This is a genomic window from Streptomyces sp. NPDC059166 (assembly GCF_042755185.1).
Classification (GTDB): Bacteria; Actinomycetota; Actinomycetes; order Streptomycetales; family Streptomycetaceae; genus Streptomyces.
Genome location: NZ_JBHZCI010000033.1, coordinates 17864 through 36019 on the forward strand (window position 1 = coordinate 17864; position 18156 = coordinate 36019).

The 18156-nt window shown below is 71.0% G+C and carries 17 protein-coding genes; 9 read left to right on the plus strand and 8 right to left on the minus strand.

Features of this window, described 5'->3' with window-relative positions:
- Positions 1-19: 19 nt before the first annotated feature.
- Complete coding sequence (gene disA / locus ACFXOA_RS23445; RefSeq protein WP_385031867.1) at positions 20-1144, plus strand: DNA integrity scanning diadenylate cyclase DisA; 1125 nt, start codon at positions 20-22, stop codon at positions 1142-1144.
- Positions 1145-1262: 118 nt separating this feature from the next.
- Here disA and ACFXOA_RS23450 read toward each other — a convergent pair whose 3' ends face one another.
- Both ACFXOA_RS23450 and ACFXOA_RS23455 read right to left on the minus strand, forming a co-directional pair.
- Positions 1263-2249 (minus strand): aldo/keto reductase, encoded by a 987-nt coding sequence (locus ACFXOA_RS23450; RefSeq protein ID WP_385031870.1) that lies wholly within the window; start codon positions 2247-2249, stop codon positions 1263-1265.
- A 442-nt stretch (positions 2250-2691) separates the two neighbouring features.
- On the minus strand, positions 2692-3513 hold the full coding sequence (locus ACFXOA_RS23455) for a hypothetical protein (protein WP_385032064.1): 822 nt from the start codon (positions 3511-3513) through the stop codon (positions 2692-2694).
- A 262-nt stretch (positions 3514-3775) separates the two neighbouring features.
- Here ACFXOA_RS23455 and ACFXOA_RS23460 point away from each other — a divergent pair, with 262 nt between their 5' ends.
- From ACFXOA_RS23460 to cseC, 5 genes are all read left to right on the plus strand, one after another.
- Positions 3776-4678: an A/G-specific adenine glycosylase gene (locus tag ACFXOA_RS23460; RefSeq protein WP_385031873.1), complete on the plus strand. Its 903-nt coding sequence runs from the start codon at positions 3776-3778 to the stop codon at positions 4676-4678.
- 173 nt (positions 4679-4851) lie between these two features.
- Positions 4852-5439 (plus strand): SigE family RNA polymerase sigma factor, encoded by a 588-nt coding sequence (locus tag ACFXOA_RS23465; RefSeq protein WP_385031877.1) that lies wholly within the window; start codon positions 4852-4854, stop codon positions 5437-5439.
- Positions 5427-6125 carry a hypothetical protein gene (locus tag ACFXOA_RS23470; RefSeq protein WP_385031880.1) on the plus strand — a complete coding sequence of 233 codons (699 nt, stop codon included), beginning with the start codon at positions 5427-5429 and terminating at the stop codon, positions 6123-6125. Before ACFXOA_RS23465 ends, ACFXOA_RS23470 begins: the two co-directional genes overlap by 13 nt.
- Positions 6126-6136: 11 nt before the next feature.
- Positions 6137-6844 (plus strand): two-component system response regulator CseB, encoded by a 708-nt coding sequence (gene cseB / locus ACFXOA_RS23475; RefSeq protein WP_385031883.1) that lies wholly within the window; start codon positions 6137-6139, stop codon positions 6842-6844.
- A gap of 68 nt (positions 6845-6912) precedes the next feature.
- Positions 6913-8238 (plus strand): two-component system sensor histidine kinase CseC, encoded by a 1326-nt coding sequence (gene cseC / locus ACFXOA_RS23480; protein ID WP_385032067.1) that lies wholly within the window; start codon positions 6913-6915, stop codon positions 8236-8238.
- 64 nt (positions 8239-8302) lie between these two features.
- Here cseC and ACFXOA_RS23485 read toward each other — a convergent pair whose 3' ends face one another.
- Positions 8303-9898 (minus strand): MDR family MFS transporter, encoded by a 1596-nt coding sequence (locus tag ACFXOA_RS23485; RefSeq protein WP_385031886.1) that lies wholly within the window; start codon positions 9896-9898, stop codon positions 8303-8305.
- 135 nt (positions 9899-10033) lie between these two features.
- Between ACFXOA_RS23485 and ACFXOA_RS23490 the strand changes: the two genes are divergently transcribed.
- Entirely contained in the window at positions 10034-10621 is a 588-nt protein-coding gene (locus tag ACFXOA_RS23490; protein ID WP_385031889.1) for a TetR/AcrR family transcriptional regulator, read from the plus strand.
- A 17-nt stretch (positions 10622-10638) separates the two neighbouring features.
- Here the strand turns inward: ACFXOA_RS23490 and ACFXOA_RS23495 are convergent, their stop codons facing one another.
- The 3 genes from ACFXOA_RS23495 to ACFXOA_RS23505 form a co-directional block, all read right to left on the minus strand.
- The gene (locus ACFXOA_RS23495; RefSeq protein WP_385031892.1) at positions 10639-11328 is read right to left on the minus strand and encodes a M23 family metallopeptidase; all 690 of its coding nucleotides are present in this window, start codon (positions 11326-11328) and stop codon (positions 10639-10641) included.
- A gap of 1075 nt (positions 11329-12403) precedes the next feature.
- Entirely contained in the window at positions 12404-12877 is a 474-nt protein-coding gene (locus ACFXOA_RS23500) for a DUF4267 domain-containing protein (protein WP_385031894.1), read from the minus strand.
- 26 nt (positions 12878-12903) lie between these two features.
- Positions 12904-13350, minus strand: coding sequence for an anthrone oxygenase family protein (locus ACFXOA_RS23505; RefSeq protein WP_385031897.1), 447 nt, complete (start codon positions 13348-13350; stop codon positions 12904-12906).
- A gap of 92 nt (positions 13351-13442) precedes the next feature.
- Between ACFXOA_RS23505 and ACFXOA_RS23510 the strand changes: the two genes are divergently transcribed.
- A complete protein-coding gene (locus ACFXOA_RS23510; RefSeq protein WP_385031900.1) occupies positions 13443-14021 on the plus strand; it encodes a TetR/AcrR family transcriptional regulator in 579 nt (192 codons plus the stop codon).
- A gap of 253 nt (positions 14022-14274) precedes the next feature.
- Here the strand turns inward: ACFXOA_RS23510 and ACFXOA_RS23515 are convergent, their stop codons facing one another.
- Positions 14275-16800 (minus strand): ATP-dependent Clp protease ATP-binding subunit, encoded by a 2526-nt coding sequence (locus ACFXOA_RS23515; RefSeq protein WP_385031904.1) that lies wholly within the window; start codon positions 16798-16800, stop codon positions 14275-14277.
- A 440-nt stretch (positions 16801-17240) separates the two neighbouring features.
- Between ACFXOA_RS23515 and ACFXOA_RS23520 the strand changes: the two genes are divergently transcribed.
- Positions 17241-17825 carry an SCO3374 family protein gene (locus ACFXOA_RS23520; protein ID WP_385031907.1) on the plus strand — a complete coding sequence of 195 codons (585 nt, stop codon included), beginning with the start codon at positions 17241-17243 and terminating at the stop codon, positions 17823-17825.
- Here the strand turns inward: ACFXOA_RS23520 and ACFXOA_RS23525 are convergent.
- Entirely contained in the window at positions 17804-18139 is a 336-nt protein-coding gene (locus ACFXOA_RS23525) for an Lsr2 family protein (protein ID WP_385031910.1), read from the minus strand. The genes ACFXOA_RS23520 and ACFXOA_RS23525 overlap by 22 nt on opposite strands.
- Positions 18140-18156 lie beyond the last annotated feature (17 nt).

The window sequence follows — 18156 nt, forward strand, 5'->3', positions numbered from 1 at the left end:
CTGTGACCGGAGGAGTGCAGTGGCAGCCAACGACCGGGCAGCAACGCCCGGAAAGTCCGGCCAAGGCACGGGGAACGAGGCATTGATGCGCGCCTCGCTGAGCGCGGTCGCGCCGGGCACCGGCCTCCGTGACGGCCTGGAGCGCATCCTCCGCGGGAACACCGGCGGTCTGATCGTCCTCGGCATGGACAAGACCGTCGAATCCATGTGCACCGGCGGATTCGTCCTCGACGTCGAGTTCACCGCGACGCGCCTGCGCGAACTGTGCAAGCTGGACGGCGCGATGATCCTCGACAAGGACATGACCAAGATCCTGAGGGCCGGTGTCCAGCTGGTCCCGGACGCCTCCATCCCCACCGAGGAGACGGGCACCCGTCACCGCACCGCGGACCGGGTGTCCAAGGCCTGCGGCTTCCCGGTGGTGTCCGTCTCGCAGTCGATGCGCCTCATCGCCCTGTACGTGGACGGCGAGCGGCGGGTCCTGGAGGAGTCCTCCGCGATCCTGTCCCGCGCCAACCAGGCACTGGCGACCCTGGAGCGGTACAAGCTCAGGCTGGACGAGGTGGCCGGGACGCTCTCCGCGCTGGAGATCGAGGACCTGGTCACCGTCAGGGACGTCACCGCGGTCTCGCAGCGCCTGGAGATGGTGCGCCGGATCGCCACCGAGATCGCCGAGTACGTCGTGGAGCTGGGCACCGACGGCCGCCTTCTCGCCCTCCAGCTGGACGAGTTGATCGCGGGGGTCGAGCCGGAGCGGGAGCTGGTCGTACGCGACTACGTCCCGGAGCCCACGGCGAAGCGGGCCCGCACGGTCGCCGAGGCCGTGGCCGACCTGGACACGCTGACCCACACCGAGCTCCTCGAACTGCCCGTGGTGGCAAGGGCGCTGGGCTACAGCGGCTCCCCCGAGACGCTGGACTCGGCGGTCTCCCCCCGCGGCTACCGGCTGCTGGCGAAGGTCCCCCGGCTGCCCGGGGCGATCATCGAACGGCTGGTGGAACACTTCGGCGGCCTGCAGAAGCTGCTCGCCGCGAGCGTGGACGACCTCCAGGCCGTCGACGGCGTCGGCGAGGCCCGGGCCCGGAGCGTGCGGGAAGGGCTCTCCCGGCTGGCGGAGTCCTCGATCCTGGAACGCTACGTCTGAGCCCCCCGCGGCCTCACGCACCCGAACGCTACGTCTGAGCGCTCCCGCGGCCTCACGCACCCGAGCCCCGCCGGTTCCGACCGGCGGGGCTCGGGCGTGGTGGCGGGAAGCGTCGGGCTCAGTTCGCGGAGTCCAGCTTCGTACGCTGCTCGGGGGTCAGTTCCAGGTCCACCGCGGCCAGGCTTTCGTCGAGCTGCGCCACCGACGACGCTCCGACCAGGGGAAGGACCGGGATGTCCCCACCCAGGAGCCACGCCAGGACGACCTGGTTGGCGGTCGCTCCGGTCTCCTCGGCCACCTCGGCCAGGGCCGCGAGCCGGGCGGGGGTGCCGGCGTGCTCGAACCCGGGCCCCAGCGGCTTGTCGTCGCGGACGTACGCGCCGGAGAGCAGGGGCGTGTACGCGACCTGGGTGATCGAGGGGTTGGCCCGGACGTAACTGAGCAGGTCGCCGCTGACGAGGCCCTGGTTGCCGTCGGGTGAGCGCAGGCTCGGGACGTCCATGCGCTGGCGGAGGTAGCTGTGGTGGTGCTGGAGCACCTCGTACCCGGGCAGTCCCGCGGCCGCCGCGAGTGCCCGCGCCCGCTCGATCCGCCACGCCCAGTGGTTGCTGGCGCCGAGCAGGCCGGCGATGCCGTCCTCGACGACACCTCCGAAGGCCTCGACGGTCTCCTCCAGCGGGGTGCTCTCGTCCATGACGTGCGCGTAGAGCAGGTGGATCCGCTCGATCCCGAGCCGGTCCCGGCTGCGCTCGGCGGACTCCCGGACCACCTTGGCCGAAAGCCCCTCGATGTCGAGGCTGAATCCGGTGGAGGGAGCGTTCGGGCGGGCGCCCAGCTTGGTGGCGAAGGTGATCTCGTCACCGATCCCGCGACTGCGGATCCAGCGGCCGAGCAGTTCCTCGCTCTCACCGCCCTGCGTCCCGTTTACCCAGAACGAATAGTTGTTGGACGTATCGACGAAGGTTCCGCCCGCCTCGACGAAACGGTCGAGAAGGGCGAAGGACGTCGCCTCGTCGGTCGCCGTCCCGAAGAGCATGGTGCCGAGGCTGACCACGCTGACCTCGCGGCGTGTGCTCGGATCGCCGCCGATGACGCGGTACTTCATGTGCGTGTCCTGTCCGGATGGGGAATCGGAATCGGAGGGAGGGGATGCCCGTCACCGCGGAGGAAGCCGGAAGCCGAACGGGCTTGCGGGACGGCCCTCGGGTGTTCCGCCGCGCCCGAGGCGAACTCAGGCCTCCCGGTGCCGTCTCGGCGTGAAGGCGCGTGGAACGTCGGCCGGGAAGCGGCACGAAATGCGGGACGCGGACAACGTACAGCCGGAGCACGAGGGCGGACATCGCTTTCCGGTCAGCCTGCGGGCGGCTGCTCCCCGTGCGGACGGGCTCCGCCCGCGCCGGACGGGGGCGTTCCCGAGCGCGCCCGTCGGTGCCGTCCCGTGATCCCCGGGAGGCACGCGGAGCCGGCGGCACGGCCCGGGGAGGCCCGCTCGCGTGAGGCCGGGTGCCTCCCGCCGGGTCCTCCCGGGGCGCACCAGGCCCCGGCCGTCAGTCCTTGGCCAGGACGAAGGACGCCCGCTCGACCGTCCCGCCGGGGACCTCGGCCTCCAGGAGATACGTGCCGGGGGCGGCGGTCCGGACGGTCGGGGTCTCGCACCGGGGCGCGCTGCCCTTGCGGTCCCACTTCACGGTGTGGACGACCGTCGCGCCGGCCGGGACCCTCAGGAAGACGGCGCCGCCGTTCTTCGGGCAGTCCTCGGAGGACCACACCTTCTCGTCGTCGTCACCGGCTTCGGTGATCGTCAGCACCGCGCTCTTCGGACCGAAGTCGGCCTTGCAGTCGGCCGCCGAGGTGTTGGTGGCGCTCAGCCGGAACTCGGGCTTGTCGTCCGGCCCGTAGCTGAGGTCGGTCTTCAGGCCGAACCGCATTGCGGACGCGGGGCAGTTGGGAAGCGCCGATCCGGCGGGCACCTGCTCACCCGGGGACCCACCGGTGCCCGATCCCGCACTCCCGCCGGCCGAGCCGGCACCCGTGGAACCCGTGGACCCTGCGGAACCCGTGGAACCCGATCCCCCCGTCCCGGACTCACCGCCGCCGGAGCCGGTACCGCCACCGGTGCCTCCGGCGCCCGACTCGTCGCGTCCGCCCGGGGGTTGGCCGACCACCGGGTCCGAACTCGACGGCCCCGGGGTGATCGACGGGGCGGGGGCGGAGCCGCCCGGCTTCCCGTCGTCCTTGCCTCCGCCGCCACCGCCACCCGAGGTGACGGCCCATGCGACCAGCGCCGCGAGCAGCACGACCACCAGCACGGCCACTGCTCTCCGACGCCAGTAGATGCTGGAGGGAAGCGGCCCGACCGGATTGCGCATAGATCCCACGAACCGAACTGTACGAGAGATCCAGGCCAACTCCGGCCCCCAACCGCCGCTCTGATCGACAAGTTTTCCGGATCATCATCACGGGACGGACGTTCCCGGGCGCTTCCAGCCGCTTTGCCCGGCTCGCGTGCTCCCTCAGCCGGCGCGAGGGGTCAGAACGGGTGGCGTTACCACCCCCTGGGCCCCCAGCCTGGCCGACACCCCCACAGCCGTGCCCGAAGCCCCCCGCTTCCGTGCCAGGATCGTAGGTGCGATGACTGCCACGACTTCGACACAGACGCCCCCCGCCTCCCTCCATGCCCCCGTCATCGGGTGGTTCGAGCAGAACGCCCGCGACCTGCCCTGGCGCCGCCCCGAAGCGGGCGCCTGGGGTGTGATGGTGAGCGAGTTCATGCTGCAGCAGACTCCGGTGAACCGGGTCCTCCCCGTCTACGAGCAGTGGATGGCCCGCTGGCCCCGTCCCGCGGACCTTGCCGCCGACGCACCGGGAGAAGCCGTCCGCGCCTGGGGCCGGCTCGGCTACCCGCGCCGCGCGCTGCGCCTGCACGGGGCCGCGCAGGCGATAACGGAACGCCACGGCGGTGACGTGCCGAGCGAGCACGGCCAGTTGCTCGCACTGCCCGGGATCGGGGAGTACACGGCCGCTGCCGTGGCCTCCTTCGCCTACGGGCAGCGCCACGCCGTCCTCGACACGAACGTCCGCAGGGTGTTCGCCCGGGCGGCCACCGGCATCCAGTACCCGCCGAACGCGACCACCGCCGCCGAGCGGAAGCTGGCCCGCGCCCTGCTCCCCGAGGAGGACGAGCGGGCGGCCGGCTGGGCGGCGGCCACCATGGAGCTCGGGGCCCTGGTGTGCACCGCGAAGAACGAGGACTGCTCGCGCTGCCCCATCGCGGACCAGTGCGCCTGGCGGCTCGCCGGGAAGCCCGCCCACCAGGGTCCGCCCCGTCGCGGCCAGACCTACGCCGGTACGGACCGGCAGGTGCGGGGCCGGCTGCTCGCGGTGCTGCGGGACGCCGTCACCCCGGTCCCCCAGTCCGCGCTGGACTCCGTGTGGGAGGAGCCCGTGCAGCGGGCTCGCGCCCTGGACGGGCTCGTCGCCGACGGGCTGGTCGAACCCCTGGCGAACGGCCGCTACCGGCTGCCTCTGACCTGACCGGCCCCGACCCGGCTGTCCATCGGCTGTTACACAACCGATGGACAGCCGTGCGTCCGCGTACGGCTGCTCCGCACACCCTCGTGACAACGCCTCCGTAACGTCTGCCGACGTCGGAACGGAACGATCCGCCCGGCGGCACACGGGGATCCACGGGGACGGAGGCGGTTGTGATGACGCAGGGCGAGGTGCTCGGCTTCGAGGAGTACGTGCGCACCCGGCAGGACGCGCTGCTGCGCAGCGCCCGCCGGCTCGTGGCCGACCCCGTGGACGCCCAGGACCTGCTGCAGACCGCCCTGGTGCGCACGCTCGGGCGATGGGACGGCATCGCCGACAAGTCCCTCGCCGACGCCTATCTCCGACGCGTCATGATCAACACCCGTACCGAGTGGTGGCGCGCCCGCAAGCTCGACGAGGTACCCACCGACCAGCTGCCCGACGCGAGCGTCGACGACGGTTCCGAGCAGCGGGCCGACCGCGCCCTGCTCATGGACATCCTCGGGGTGCTGGCTCCCAAGCAGCGCAGTGTCGTCGTACTGCGACACTGGGAGCAGATGAGCACGGAGGAGACGGCGGCGGCGCTCGGCATGTCCGCGGGTACGGTGAAGAGCACGCTGCACCGCGCCCTGGCACGCCTGCGCCAGGAGCTCGAGGACCGTGCGGCCCTGAGCCGCGAGGCCGAGGGGGTGGCAGCGGCGCGGATACCGGCACAGCCGGACAGGCGCCACGACGAGCGGGGGCGGGAGCGGTGCGCGGCCTGAGCGGCGGCAGCGGGGACGGGACGGCGGGCCGGGGAAGACGCGCGGCCGGTCTCGTGGCGGGGGGCGCGGCGGCGGCCGGGCTCGCCGCCCTCGGCCTGTTCTGCGCCGGTTGTTCCACCGGAGGTACGGGCACGCGTGACGAGGGCCCGGCAGGCACGCAGCAGGCCGTCCGGGCCACGGTGCCTTCGAGCCCGGCCCCCTCGGGGACGGCCGAGCCCGGCCCGCGGGCGGATGCGGTGACGCTCGTCAAGAACGACCCCAAGGTGAGCAAGCGGCTCAAGGACGACCTGAAGCCCTGCAGCGGTGACGAGTACCCGGTCGACACCTCGTACGGTGACGTCACCGGCGGCCCCCGGGCCGACGTCGTGGTCAACGTGATGAACTGCGGCGATTCGGTGGGCATCGGCACCTACGTCTACCGGCAGCGTTCCGACGGTTCGTACACGAACGTCTTCGCCGCCGAGGTCCCCGCGGTGTACGGCACTATCGACCGGGGCGACCTGGTGGTGACGACGCAGGTGTACGGGTCGAAGGACTCGGTGGCCTACCCCTCCGGGGAGGACGTCGTCACGTACCACTGGTCATCGGGCCGGTTCACCGAGACCGACCGGGTGCACAACGACTTCAACCGGGCCGTCGGCAGCGGGGAGGGCGCACTCCCCGCACCGCAGACGGCGCAGAACTGAGAGCCGTACCCATGGCCGATACCCATGTCCTCTTCGTCGAGGACGACGACGTCATCCGTGAGGCGACCCAGCTCGCACTGGAGCGGGTCGGCTTCACCGTCACCGCGGTGTCCGACGGGCTTCAGGGCCTGGAGGCCTTCCGGTCGGACCGCCCCGACATCGCCCTGCTGGACGTGATGGTGCCGGGCCTCGACGGGGTCAGCCTCTGCCGGCGCATCCGCGACGAGTCGACCGTGCCGGTGATCATGCTGTCGGCCCGTGCCGACGCGATCGACGTGGTGCTCGGACTGGAGGCCGGAGCCGACGACTACGTCACCAAGCCCTTCGACGGGGCGGTGCTCGTCGCCCGTATCCGTGCCGTGCTGCGCCGCTTCGGGCACGCCGCCGGCGACGGCGGGGCGGGCTCCGGCACCGGCGGGGCGCCCGGGGAGAGCGGTGCGCTGGTCTTCGGAGACCTGGAGATCGACACCGAGGGCATGGAGGTGCGCCGTGGGGGCGCGCACGTCGGTCTGACACCGACGGAGATGCGGCTGCTGCTCGAGTTCTCCTCGGCACCCGGCACCGTGCTCTCCCGGGACCGGCTGCTGGAACGCGTCTGGGACTACGGCTGGGGCGGTGACACCCGGGTGGTCGACGTCCACGTGCAGCGCCTGCGCACCAAGATCGGCCAGGACCGGATCGAGACGGTCCGCGGCTTCGGCTACAAGCTCCGCGCATGAGGCGGCCCGCGCTCCCGCGCATGAGGCGGCCGGCCCTTCCCGCCGCGAGGCGGCCCGCGCCTCCGCGCATCCGACGGCCCGCCCTGAGGACAGGCGTCCGCTGGAAGATCAGCATCGCCATCGCGGCCGTGGGAGCGCTCGTCGCCCTCGCGCTGAGCCTCGTCGTCCACAACGCCGCGCGGGTGTCCATGCTGGAGAACGCACGCGAGGTGCAGCTGGAGCGGCTGCTGTTCGCCCAGCGGCTGTACGAGGCGACGAACACGCAGAAGCCCTCGCCGAAGTTCGGCTCCAAGATCAACGACCCGTCGATGCCGGCGAGCCTGCGCGCACAGGTGCGGGAACACCGGCGGGCCACCCACGTCGACGAGTACGGCGACGGGGTGCCGGACGTATGGGCCGCCGTCCCGCTGGCCAACGGCGACATCCTGTCGCTCCACACCCGGTTCGCCGACCGCAGCTCCATGATCCTGGGTGACCTCGACCGCGCCCTGGTCATCGGGTCGGTGTCGGTCGTGTTCGGCGGCTGCGCGCTGGGGGTGCTGATCGGCGGCCAGCTGTCCCGGAGGCTGCGCAAGGCGGCGGCTGCGGCCGGCAGGGTCGCCGAGGGCAACACGGAGGTACGCGTCCGGGAGGCCGTCGGCGGCGTCGTACGGGACGAGACGGACGAGCTCGCCCGTGCTGTGGACGCCCTCACGGACGCGCTGAACGGGCGGATCGAGGCGGAACGCCGGGTCACCGCGGACATCGCCCATGAACTGCGCACCCCGGTGACCGGACTGCTCACCGCCGCCGAGCTGCTGCCCCCGGGCCGGCCCACCGAGCTCGTACGGGACCGGGCGCAGGCGCTGCGGACCCTGGTGGAGGACGTGCTGGAGGTCGCCCGGCTGGACAGCGCCTCCGAGAGGGCCGAGCTGCAGGACCTGCCGCTGGGGGAATTCGTCGCCCGGCGCGTCCGGCTGCTGGATCCGGAGATCGGGGTACGGGTCGTGCACGAGTCCTGGGTGTCCACCGATCCGCGGCGGCTGGAGCGCATCCTCGGCAACCTGCTGGGCAATGCGGCCAGGCACGGGGCGGGTCCGGTCGAGGTCACGGTCGAGGGCCGGGTGGTCCGGGTCCGCGACCACGGGCCCGGGTTCCCGGAGGCACTGCTCCAGGAGGGTCCGAGCAGGTTCCGCACCGGGAGCACCGACCGGGCCGGCCACGGCCACGGTCTCGGGCTGACCATCGCCGCGGGACAGGCGCGGGTCCTGGGGGCGCGGCTGACCTTCCGCAACGCCGGGACGACGGAGGAGACCGGAGGAGCGGGCGGGGCCGTCGCCGTGCTGTGGCTGCCCGAACACGCACCGACGAGCACCGGCAGCTTCCCCGTCCTGCGCCCCGAGGACCTGGTCTGAGGACGGGAACGGCGAGTGGCCCCGGGGGCGGTACGCCCCCGGGGCCACTGCGCCTGCCGGATGCTCAGGCCGTCTGGGACTCCTTCGCCGCCACACGCGCGGCCGCGGGACCGGTACCGTCCGATTCGTCCGAGGTGGCCTCCGGCTTCGCGGTGCCCCGCAGCGGTACCTCCTTGACGAAGAACGCGGCCACCAGGGCCAGCACCGCGACCGAGCCACCGACGAGGAAGGCGATGTGCGTGCCGGAGGCGACGGCGTACTCGTAGGCGTCCCGCACCGCTTCGGGCAGCTTCGCCAGGCTCGCGTCGTCCAGCTGCGCCGATCGTTCGGTGGCCGCGCCACCGCCGCGTACCGCCATCTCGTCCTGCACCCGTCCGGTGAAGAGGGCACCCATGATCGCGACTCCGAAGGAGCTGCCGAGCGTACGGAACAGGGTGGTCGCGGACGAGGCGACGCCCATGTCCTTGAGCTCCACGCTGTTCTGCGCCACGAGCATCGTGATCTGGATGAGGAAGCCCATGCCGGCACCGAGCACGGCCATGAAGACACCCGAGGTCAGACGCGTGGTGCCGGTGTCCATGGTGGACAGCAGGAACAGGCCCGCGACCATCAGGACGCTGCCGATGACCGGGAAGACCTTGTACTTCCCGGTGCTCGTGGTGATCCGCCCCGCGACGAGGGACACGACCATCATCGAGAGGAGCATCGGCAGGAGCAGCAGCCCGGAGTTGGTCGCCGTCGCGCCCTGGACGGACTGCTGGTACAGCGGGAGGAAGAGCACCGCACCGAACATCACGAAACCGGCCATGAAGCCGATCAGCGACATCAGGCTGAAGTTGCGGCTGCGGAAGATGTGCAGCGGCATGATCGGCTCGGCGGCCTTGGTCTCGACGAAGAGGAAGCCGACGAGGGAGGCCACGCCGAGGGCGATGAGCTCCATGATCACGGCGGAGCCCCAGGCGTACTCGGTGCCGCCCCAGGTGGTGACCAGCACGATCGCGGTGATGCCCACGGTGAGCAGCGCGGCGCCCAGGTAGTCGATCCTCGCGGTCGACCGCTCCTTCCGGGGCAGGTGGAGGACGGCGGTGACCATCGCCAGCGCGACGGCGCCGAGCGGCAGGTTGATGTAGAAGGTCCAGCGCCAGCCGAGGTGGTCGGTGATCACGCCGCCGACCAGCGGTCCGCCGATCATGGCGATCGCCATGACGCCGGCCATCATGCCCTGGTACTTGCCCCGCTCCCGCGGCGGCACCAGGTCGCCGAGGATCGCCATGACACCGACCATCAGGCCGCCGGCGCCGAGTCCCTGGATCGCGCGGAAGCCGATCAGCTGGCCCATGTCCTGGGCCATGCCGCTCAGCACCGAGCCGGCCAGGAAGATCACGATGGACGTGAGGAAGACGCCCTTGCGTCCGTAGAGGTCGCCGAGCTTGCCCCAGATCGGGGTTGAGGCGGCGGTCGCGAGGGTGTAGGCGGTGACCACCCAGGACAGGTGCTCCATGCCTCCCAGGTCACCGACGATCGTCGGCATCGCGGTGCCGACGATCAGGTTGTCGAGCATGGCCAGCAGCATCGTGATCATCAGGGCGAGGACCACCACTCTGACGCTGCGTGCCTGCGGGGCGGCCGGTTCGGCCGTCCCCTTCTTGAGATCCGTCATGATGCGCTCCCCTGGTCCCCTGATTCGCCCGGTCCGCCGGCCCCCAGCACTTACTTGCCGCCCGGCTAGTTGACTACACTGAGGAAAGTAGACCCGTAACTAGCCGGGCGTCAAGTAAGTTCTTGGGAGAGTCGCATGGGCAGCACGCCGCAGCCGCGCAGGGGCAACACCCGCCAGCGCATTCAGGACGTCGCCCTGGACCTCTTCGCCGAGCAGGGGTACGAGAAGACCTCGCTCCGCGAGATCGCGGAGAAGCTGCAGGTCACCAAGGCGGCGCTGTACTACCACTTCAAGACCAAGGAAGACATCCTCATCAGCATCTTCGACGACCTGAACCGGCCCGTCGAAGAGCTCCTGGCGTGGGGCAGGGAACAGCCGCGCACCCTGGAGACGAAGAAGGAGATCCTGGTCCGCTACAGCGAGGCGCTCAGCAAGGCCGAACCGCTCTTCGTCTTCATGCAGGAGAACCAGGCGGCGGTGCGGGACCTGAGCGTCGGCCACACCGTCAAGCAGCGGACCATGGGGCTCGTCGACCTGCTCAGGGACCCCGACGCACCACTGACCGACCAGGTGCGGTGCCTCAGCGCACTCATCACTCTGCACGCCGGGATGCTGGCCCTCAGGGACGCCGAAGGCGACCCCGAGGAGAAGCGCGCGGCTGCTCTCGAGGTCGCCATCGAGCTGGTGACCAGGGCCCAGGGCCCGGGTTCCGCGGCCGGCTAGCGGCTACGGGGTCCGCGTCACACGTGGACGTGGACGGAGTTCAGGTACTGCACCGGGTCGAGCGCGGAACCGTAGTTCGGCGTGGTCCGGATCTCGAAGTGCAGGTGCGGACCGCTGGAGTTACCGGTGTTGCCGGACCGGGCGATCTCGTCGCCGGTCTTCACACGGTCGCCGACGTTGACCTCGATCTTCGACAGGTGCGCGTACTGCGAGTACTTGCCGTTGGCGTGCTTGATCACGATGGCGTTGCCGTACGCGGGGCCGTCACCGGCACCGTTCGGGCCCGCCTTGACGACACGGCCGGTGTGCGCGGCCTCGACCTTGGTGCCGATCGGCACCGCGAAGTCCTGGCCGGAGTGCTTGTGGGCCCAGCGGGCACCGCCGGTGCCGTAGGTGGCGCTCAGCACGTAGTGGTCGACCGGGGCCTCCCACGCGGAGGCCTTCTTCTTCGCGGCCTTCTTCTTGTCGGCCTTGTCGGACTTCGCCTTGGCGGCGGCCTTGCTCTGGGCGGACGCCTGCTTGGCGACGGAGTCCGCGGTGGCCGCGCCGGCGAGGGCCGCGGTGTCCGCGGTGCCCGTCGTGCCGGACGCGAACGCCGCGCCCGCACCGAACACCATCGACGCTCCCAGGCCGGCGGCCACGACGGCGCCACTGACGCGGGACATGGACGGGCGGCGGGAGTGCTGGAACGTAACGCGCTTCGACATGCGGGGAGAACCTCCGGGGTGACTGGACCCAGTGCTCGACCGGGCTTGCTCATCCTTGGTAACCCGCACCCCGGACAACACTCAAACCCCCCATCTACGAACAAAAGCCGTAGTCGGAAGGGCGGGAATTCAGTGCCGCGAACCGCCTCGAACGGGCCTGTCGACCGTCCTGAGGGCCGTCGCGAAGCAGGTTCGGATCAGGGCGTGACCAGCGTTTCCCCTGGCCACAGCACCGCATAGCGCCCATATCGGTCTAAACCTCAATAGCCGACCAATAAGCGGGCCGAAGGTCCCATAAACGGCGAGCACACCCGCTCCTACGGCGCCTAGTAGGCCCGAAACGGCCTGTGCGCCTTGTCACCGCCGGTGGGTCGGAAGCCTGCCCGTTTCGGGACCTTCGACCCCAGGCCGAATCGAGCCCCGGAACGCCTGCACCCCGGCCCCCGGCCCCCGTCCCCTCGGCCTCCCGGCGATCCGGGGGCTAGGGCCGGAGGGCGAGGGCCGAGGGCCGAGGGGCCGGGGCCGGGGCCGGAGGCGGGGCGGGACAGCGCGGCGCCTGGGGTTCGGGCCCCCGGGGGGTGAGGCCCGGGGGCCGGGGCGGCCCGGAGGCCAGGGACCCGGAGGCCGAGGGCCCGGGGGGTGAGGCCCGGGGCCCGGAGGGCGAGGTCGCGGGGCGAGGTCGCAGGGTTCCGGGGGCCGAGAAGCCGCCGGGATCCGGGGACACCACCGGCCGGGGTCCTGGACTCCTGGAGCGCCGACCCACAGGTACGGGGCGCAGGACCCCTGAAGAACGAGCCGAATACGCAGACCGGCCAGCCCGAACAGGCCGACCGGCCGGCACCCGGAAGCTCGGGGGCCGGAGATGCCCATGACCCCCGATCGCCGGGGGCCACCGCCACCGACACCCGGGGCCAGGACCGCGGCCCGCCGGCACCCAGGACCGCCGGCACCCAGGACAGTCGGCACCCAGGACAGTCGGTACCTGGGACGCCCGGGACACCCGGCCCCGCGACCGCCGGCACCCGGCCGGTCGGCCGCACCCGCCCACCGGGGCGGCGGACCGGGCACGGTGACCTCACCCGGACAGTCCGCCCTCGACGCGCGACCGGGACGCTCGTCGAATCGCGATCGATCCGTCGGGCCCGGCAGAGTCCCGCGCCTCGGACCTGCGGGTCTCGCGCATGATCAGCAGGCCGTTGACCACCATCAGTGTCGCGGTCAGGCCGTGGACGCCGAGCGCGGTGGCGACGGAGCCGTGATGGGCCAGCACGTTGGCCATGTCCCCGTACGCGGCGAGGGCCTCCACCAGCAGGGCCCAGCCCAGCGCCCGGCGGTGGCCCGCCGCCAGCAGGACAACCAGGACCAGAGCCAGTACGACGTCACGGGTCCCCTTGACGATCAGGAAGCCGCCGCCGTCGCCGGACGGCTGGTTCGGGAGACCGAAGCCCGGTGCGACCACCTCCGGCCGCAGGATGAACTCCGACCCGAACCAGAGGATGAAGAGGATGAAGGCGACTGCCAGGACGGTGTTGATCTTCTTCAGCGACATTGCTCTCCCCCTTGCGGATGTCGGGCTCAGACGAGGGCGATGACCAGGAACGTGAAGGCGGCGACGATGACGGCGACGCGGACGTAGTGGTAGCTGTCCCAGCGCTTCGTCTGCTCCTTCCAGTCCGCGGGCCGGTTCTCGGGGGTCCACGTCTTGCCCCGGTTGTTGATCGGGACGAGCAGCAGGACCGACATGATCACGCTCACGATCAGCAGCGCGACGGCGATGACGACGAACCCGGCGCCGGGACGGCTCCATCCGGCGACGGCCCACGCCGCGCCGAGGAGGACCGAGCCGATGTACCAGAACGGCATGAGCGCGCCGAGCATCCGGCCCCCGTGAGAACGGGCGAGCTGGCCGCCGTCCTCGGGGAGGGCGTCGAAGATCCGGTTCATGACGAAGGCGACGGATAACTCCACCCCCACCATCAGGCCGACGACCACGGTGGTGAACACCTCGAGTGCGTTGAGCATGATGATCCCTCCTGGGATCTAGCGCTGCTAGATGACAAGGCAACGCTAGTACTGCTGCCGCTCGCTTGTCTAGCGGTGCTAGGATGTGAGGCATGTCGGTACAGGAACGCAAACAGCGCGAACGGGCGGAGCGCGAACGCCTCATCGTGGCGACGGCCCGCGAGCTCGCCGAGCGGCAGGGCTGGGACGCGGTCACCACCCGCCGGCTCGCGGAGAGCATCGAGTACAGCCAGCCCGTCCTCTACAGCCACTTCCGCGGCAAGCGCGAGATCATCGGCGCCGTCGCCCTGGAGGGCGCCGCCGAGCTGGCCTCGACGGTGCGGGCCGCGTCCTCCGCCGCGGACGGCCCACGCGAGCGGGTCACCGCCCTCGCCCGCGTCTACCTCGACTTCGCCGCACGCAACCCGGCGGTCTACGACGCCCTGTTCCAACTCGACGGCGGCCTGGCATACGCGCGGGAGGACACCCCGGCACCGCTGAAGGACGCCTTCGCCTCGCTCCTGGAGAGCCTGGGCGAGGTCGCAGGGGACGGTGTCCATCCGGCGCTGTTCACCGAGGTGTTCTGGGCGTCCCTGCACGGCCTGGCGACTCTGACCCGGACAGGAAGGCTGCTGCCCGAGGACGCCGCGCAGAGGGTGGAGCTGTTGGTGGACCGGCTCGCCGTGGTCTGACGCACCATCCCGGCCGACACACCGTCCCGGCGGACACGCGTCCGAGGCCCGCGGGCCGGTGGATCCCGCCCACGGGCACCCGCCGCCGCCCGCGCACGGGCTTCGCTGCCCGGACCCTCGCGCCCACGCGCCGCAGGTCTCCGGCTCCACGGCCCCCGCCCCGGGAAGGGCGCGGAACGCAGGAAAAGGGCCTGCCCCGGACCGTTTCCGGTCCGGGGCAGGCCCTTTGTGCTCAGGCGCTACACGACGCGCCTCACGCGTCCTTCGTCAGGTTCGGGCCGCCGCCCGCAGCCTGCTCGATCGGCGGGACGTCGGGCAGTGCCGACTTCTCCTCGCCTCGGAACGAGAACTTCTTCTCGTCCCCTTCGCCCTCGGTGTCCACGACCACGATGTGACCGGGACGGAGCTCGCCGAAGAGGATCTTCTCGGAGAGGACGTCCTCGATCTCGCGCTGGATCGTCCGGCGCAGCGGCCGGGCGCCCATCACGGGGTCGTAGCCCTTCTTCGCCAGGAGCGACTTGGCCTCGCCACTGAGCTCGATGCCCATGTCGCGGTCCTTGAGGCGCTCGTCCACCTTGGCGATCATCAGATCCACGATCTGGATGATGTCTTCCTCGGTGAGCTGGTGGAAGACGACGGTGTCGTCGACACGGTTGAGGAACTCGGGCCGGAAGTGCTGCTTGAGCTCTTCGTTGACCTTGACCTTCATCCGCTCGTAGTTCGTCTTGACGTCGCCCTGGGCCGCGAAGCCCAGGTTGAAGCCCTTCGAGATGTCCCTGGTCCCGAGGTTGGTCGTCATGATGATGACCGTGTTCTTGAAGTCCACGACCCGGCCCTGGGAGTCGGTCAGGCGACCGTCCTCCAGGATCTGGAGAAGGGAGTTGAAGATGTCGGGGTGGGCCTTCTCGACCTCGTCGAAGAGGACGACGGAGAACGGCTTGCGGCGCACCTTCTCGGTGAGCTGGCCGCCCTCTTCGTAGCCCACGTATCCGGGGGGCGAACCGAAGAGACGGGAAACCGTGTGCTTCTCGCTGAACTCCGACATGTCGAGGGAGATCAGCGCGTCCTCGTCGCCGAAGAGGAACTCGGCGAGCGTCTTGGAGAGCTCCGTCTTACCGACACCGGACGGGCCGGCGAAGATGAACGAGCCACCGGGGCGCTTCGGGTCCTTCAGGCCGGCTCGCGTACGGCGGATCGCCTGCGAGAGGGCCTTGATGGCGTCCTTCTGGCCGATGACGCGCTTGTGGAGCTCGTCCTCCATGCGCAGCAGACGGGAGGACTCCTCCTCCGTCAGCTTGAAGACCGGGATGCCGGTCGCCGTGGCCAGGACCTCGGCGATGAGCTCGCCGTCGACCTCGGCGACGACGTCCATGTCGCCGGCCTTCCACTCCTTCTCCCGCTTGGCCTTCGCCGCCAGCAGCTGCTTCTCCTTGTCACGGAGCGAAGCCGCCTTCTCGAAGTCCTGGGAGTCGATGGCCGACTCCTTGTCGCGGCGGACGTCCGCGATCTTCTCGTCGAACTCGCGGAGGTCCGGCGGCGCGGTCATCCGGCGGATGCGCATCCGGGAGCCGGCCTCGTCGATCAGGTCGATCGCCTTGTCCGGCAGGAAGCGGTCCGAGATGTACCGGTCGGCCAGGGTGGCGGCCTGGACCAGCGCCTCGTCCGTGATGGAGACACGGTGGTGGGCCTCGTAGCGGTCGCGCAGGCCCTTGAGGATCTCGATGGTGTGCGGCAGCGACGGCTCCGCGACCTGGATGGGCTGGAAACGGCGTTCGAGCGCCGCGTCCTTCTCCAGGTGCTTGCGGTACTCGTCGAGCGTCGTGGCACCGATGGTCTGGAGCTCGCCTCGCGCCAGCATGGGCTTGAGGATGCTCGCGGCGTCGATCGCGCCCTCGGCGGCGCCCGCACCCACCAGGGTGTGGAGCTCGTCGATGAACAGGATGATGTCGCCGCGGGTGCGGATCTCCTTGAGGACCTTCTTCAGACGCTCCTCGAAGTCACCGCGGTAGCGGGAGCCGGCGACCAGCGCGCCGAGGTCGAGGGTGTAGAGGTGCTTGTCCTTGAGGGTCTCGGGCACCTCGCCCTTGACGATGGCCTGTGCCAGGCCCTCGACGACCGCCGTCTTGCCGACGCCGGGCTCGCCGATGAGGACCGGGTTGTTCTTCGTACGGCGGGACAGCACCTGCATGACCCGCTCGATCTCCTTCTCGCGCCCGATGACCGGGTCGAGCTTGGATTCGCGAGCGGCCTGGGTGAGATTCCGGCCGAACTGGTCGAGCACCAGGGACGTGGAGGGCGTGCCCTCCGCGGGGCCGCCCGCGGTGGCCGCCTCCTTGCCTCCCGAGTAGCCCGAGAGCAGCTGGATGACCTGCTGCCGCACCCGGTTCAGGTCGGCGCCCAGCTTGACGAGGACCTGGGCTGCGACACCCTCGCCCTCGCGGATCAGGCCGAGCAGGATGTGCTCGGTGCCGATGTAGTTGTGGCCGAGCTGAAGGGCCTCACGGAGCGACAGCTCCAGGACCTTCTTGGCCCGGGGAGTGAAGGGGATGTGCCCGGACGGGGCCTGCTGGCCCTGACCGATGATCTCCTCCACCTGCTGGCGGACCGCCTCGAGCGAAATCCCGAGGCTCTCCAGGGCCTTAGCGGCGACACCCTCACCCTCGTGGATCAGGCCCAGGAGGATGTGCTCGGTGCCGATGTAGTTGTGGTTGAGCATCCGGGCTTCTTCCTGAGCCAGGACGACAACCCGCCGCGCGCGGTCGGTGAACCTCTCGAACATCGTTAATCGCTCCTCAGAGCGGTCAGGCAGTAAGGGGTCGGTCCCCTCCCTGTCCTTCCGCAGCTTAGTCCCGCAAGCGGGGACCGCTCATTTCAACTGCCGACACCCGGCCCTGCTTCCCGGGGGATCGCCCGCCCCGAACGCCGACAACTCCTCCAACCCGATGGTGCGAGACGATGTTCCCGCAGGCCAGGCAGATAGCCCTTTCGCCAGTACGCCGATGGCGAACGTGAGACGTTTTTGCCCGCGTGTCGCCCCTTCCCACTAGGGATGTCTTACCCGCACCCACCGACAGTCCATGCGGCGCACCCCCGTTCCCTCCGCTACGGGCGAACAACTTCGCGCCGCCTGCCGCTGCGACGCGCCCCCGAGACGGGCACCCGGAGCGATCGGTCGCCGACGGGGCGTAACCCCGTGGCCGGTTCGGCGGTTCATCGGACATGGCCTCCCTCGTCCCGCCGCCCCGCTCGTCGCCGGCGTCCGGCGTCCGCGCCCAGTGGTACGCGGACGAACTGGACTGGCCCACGGCGGGCACCTCACCGCCGCGGCTGCTGACGGGGCCGTGCTTCGACGTCCTGGAGCTACCGGCCGCGGCAGGTCACGCGGCGCTGCTCAGGGTCGGCCCCACCGGTCCGGTGGCACTGGCGGGACAGCGGATGCTGATGCTGGTGGCTCCGGGCAGCGCCGACGAGGTGCCGGGCCTCCTGGACTGGCTCGAGTGGGGCGGGATCGCCCTCGACCTCCGCGCAGTCGGTCACGGCGGGCACATCGACGCCCCGGTGCCTCCCGGCGCTGCGGCCGGCCCGCCGGGGGCCGTCGTCTGGCTGCGGCCCCCGGGGTCGCGCCAGGAGGTGGACGCCTCGCTCCCGGCCCTCGGCGGCCTCGGGAGCAGGGGTGGGGATGCTCCCGATCTCGTACGACTCGTGGACGCGGCGGCGACCGAGTGCCACCGGGTCCGGCTCGCGCTCGCCCGTGACGATCTGCGGACCCATCGGCCGACGGATCAGCCGTTGGCCTTCTCGTAAGCCTCACGGATCTCGGCCGGGACACGGCCGCGGTCATTCACATTGTGGCCGTTCTCGCGGGCCCACCGGCGGATCTCGGCGGTGTCCTTGTTGCCACCGCCGGCGGCACGCCCCTTGCCACGGCCGGCGGCTGCACGGCCTCCGGTGCGACGGCCACTCTTGGTGTACGGGTCGAGAAGGCCACGGAGCTTGTCCGCATTGGCCGTCGTGAGGTCGATCTCGTACGTCTTGCCATCCAGAGCGAACGTCACGGTCTCGTCCGCCTCGCCACCGTCGAGGTCATCAACAAGAAGGACCTGAACCTTCTGCGCCACCGGATTTCCTTTCATCG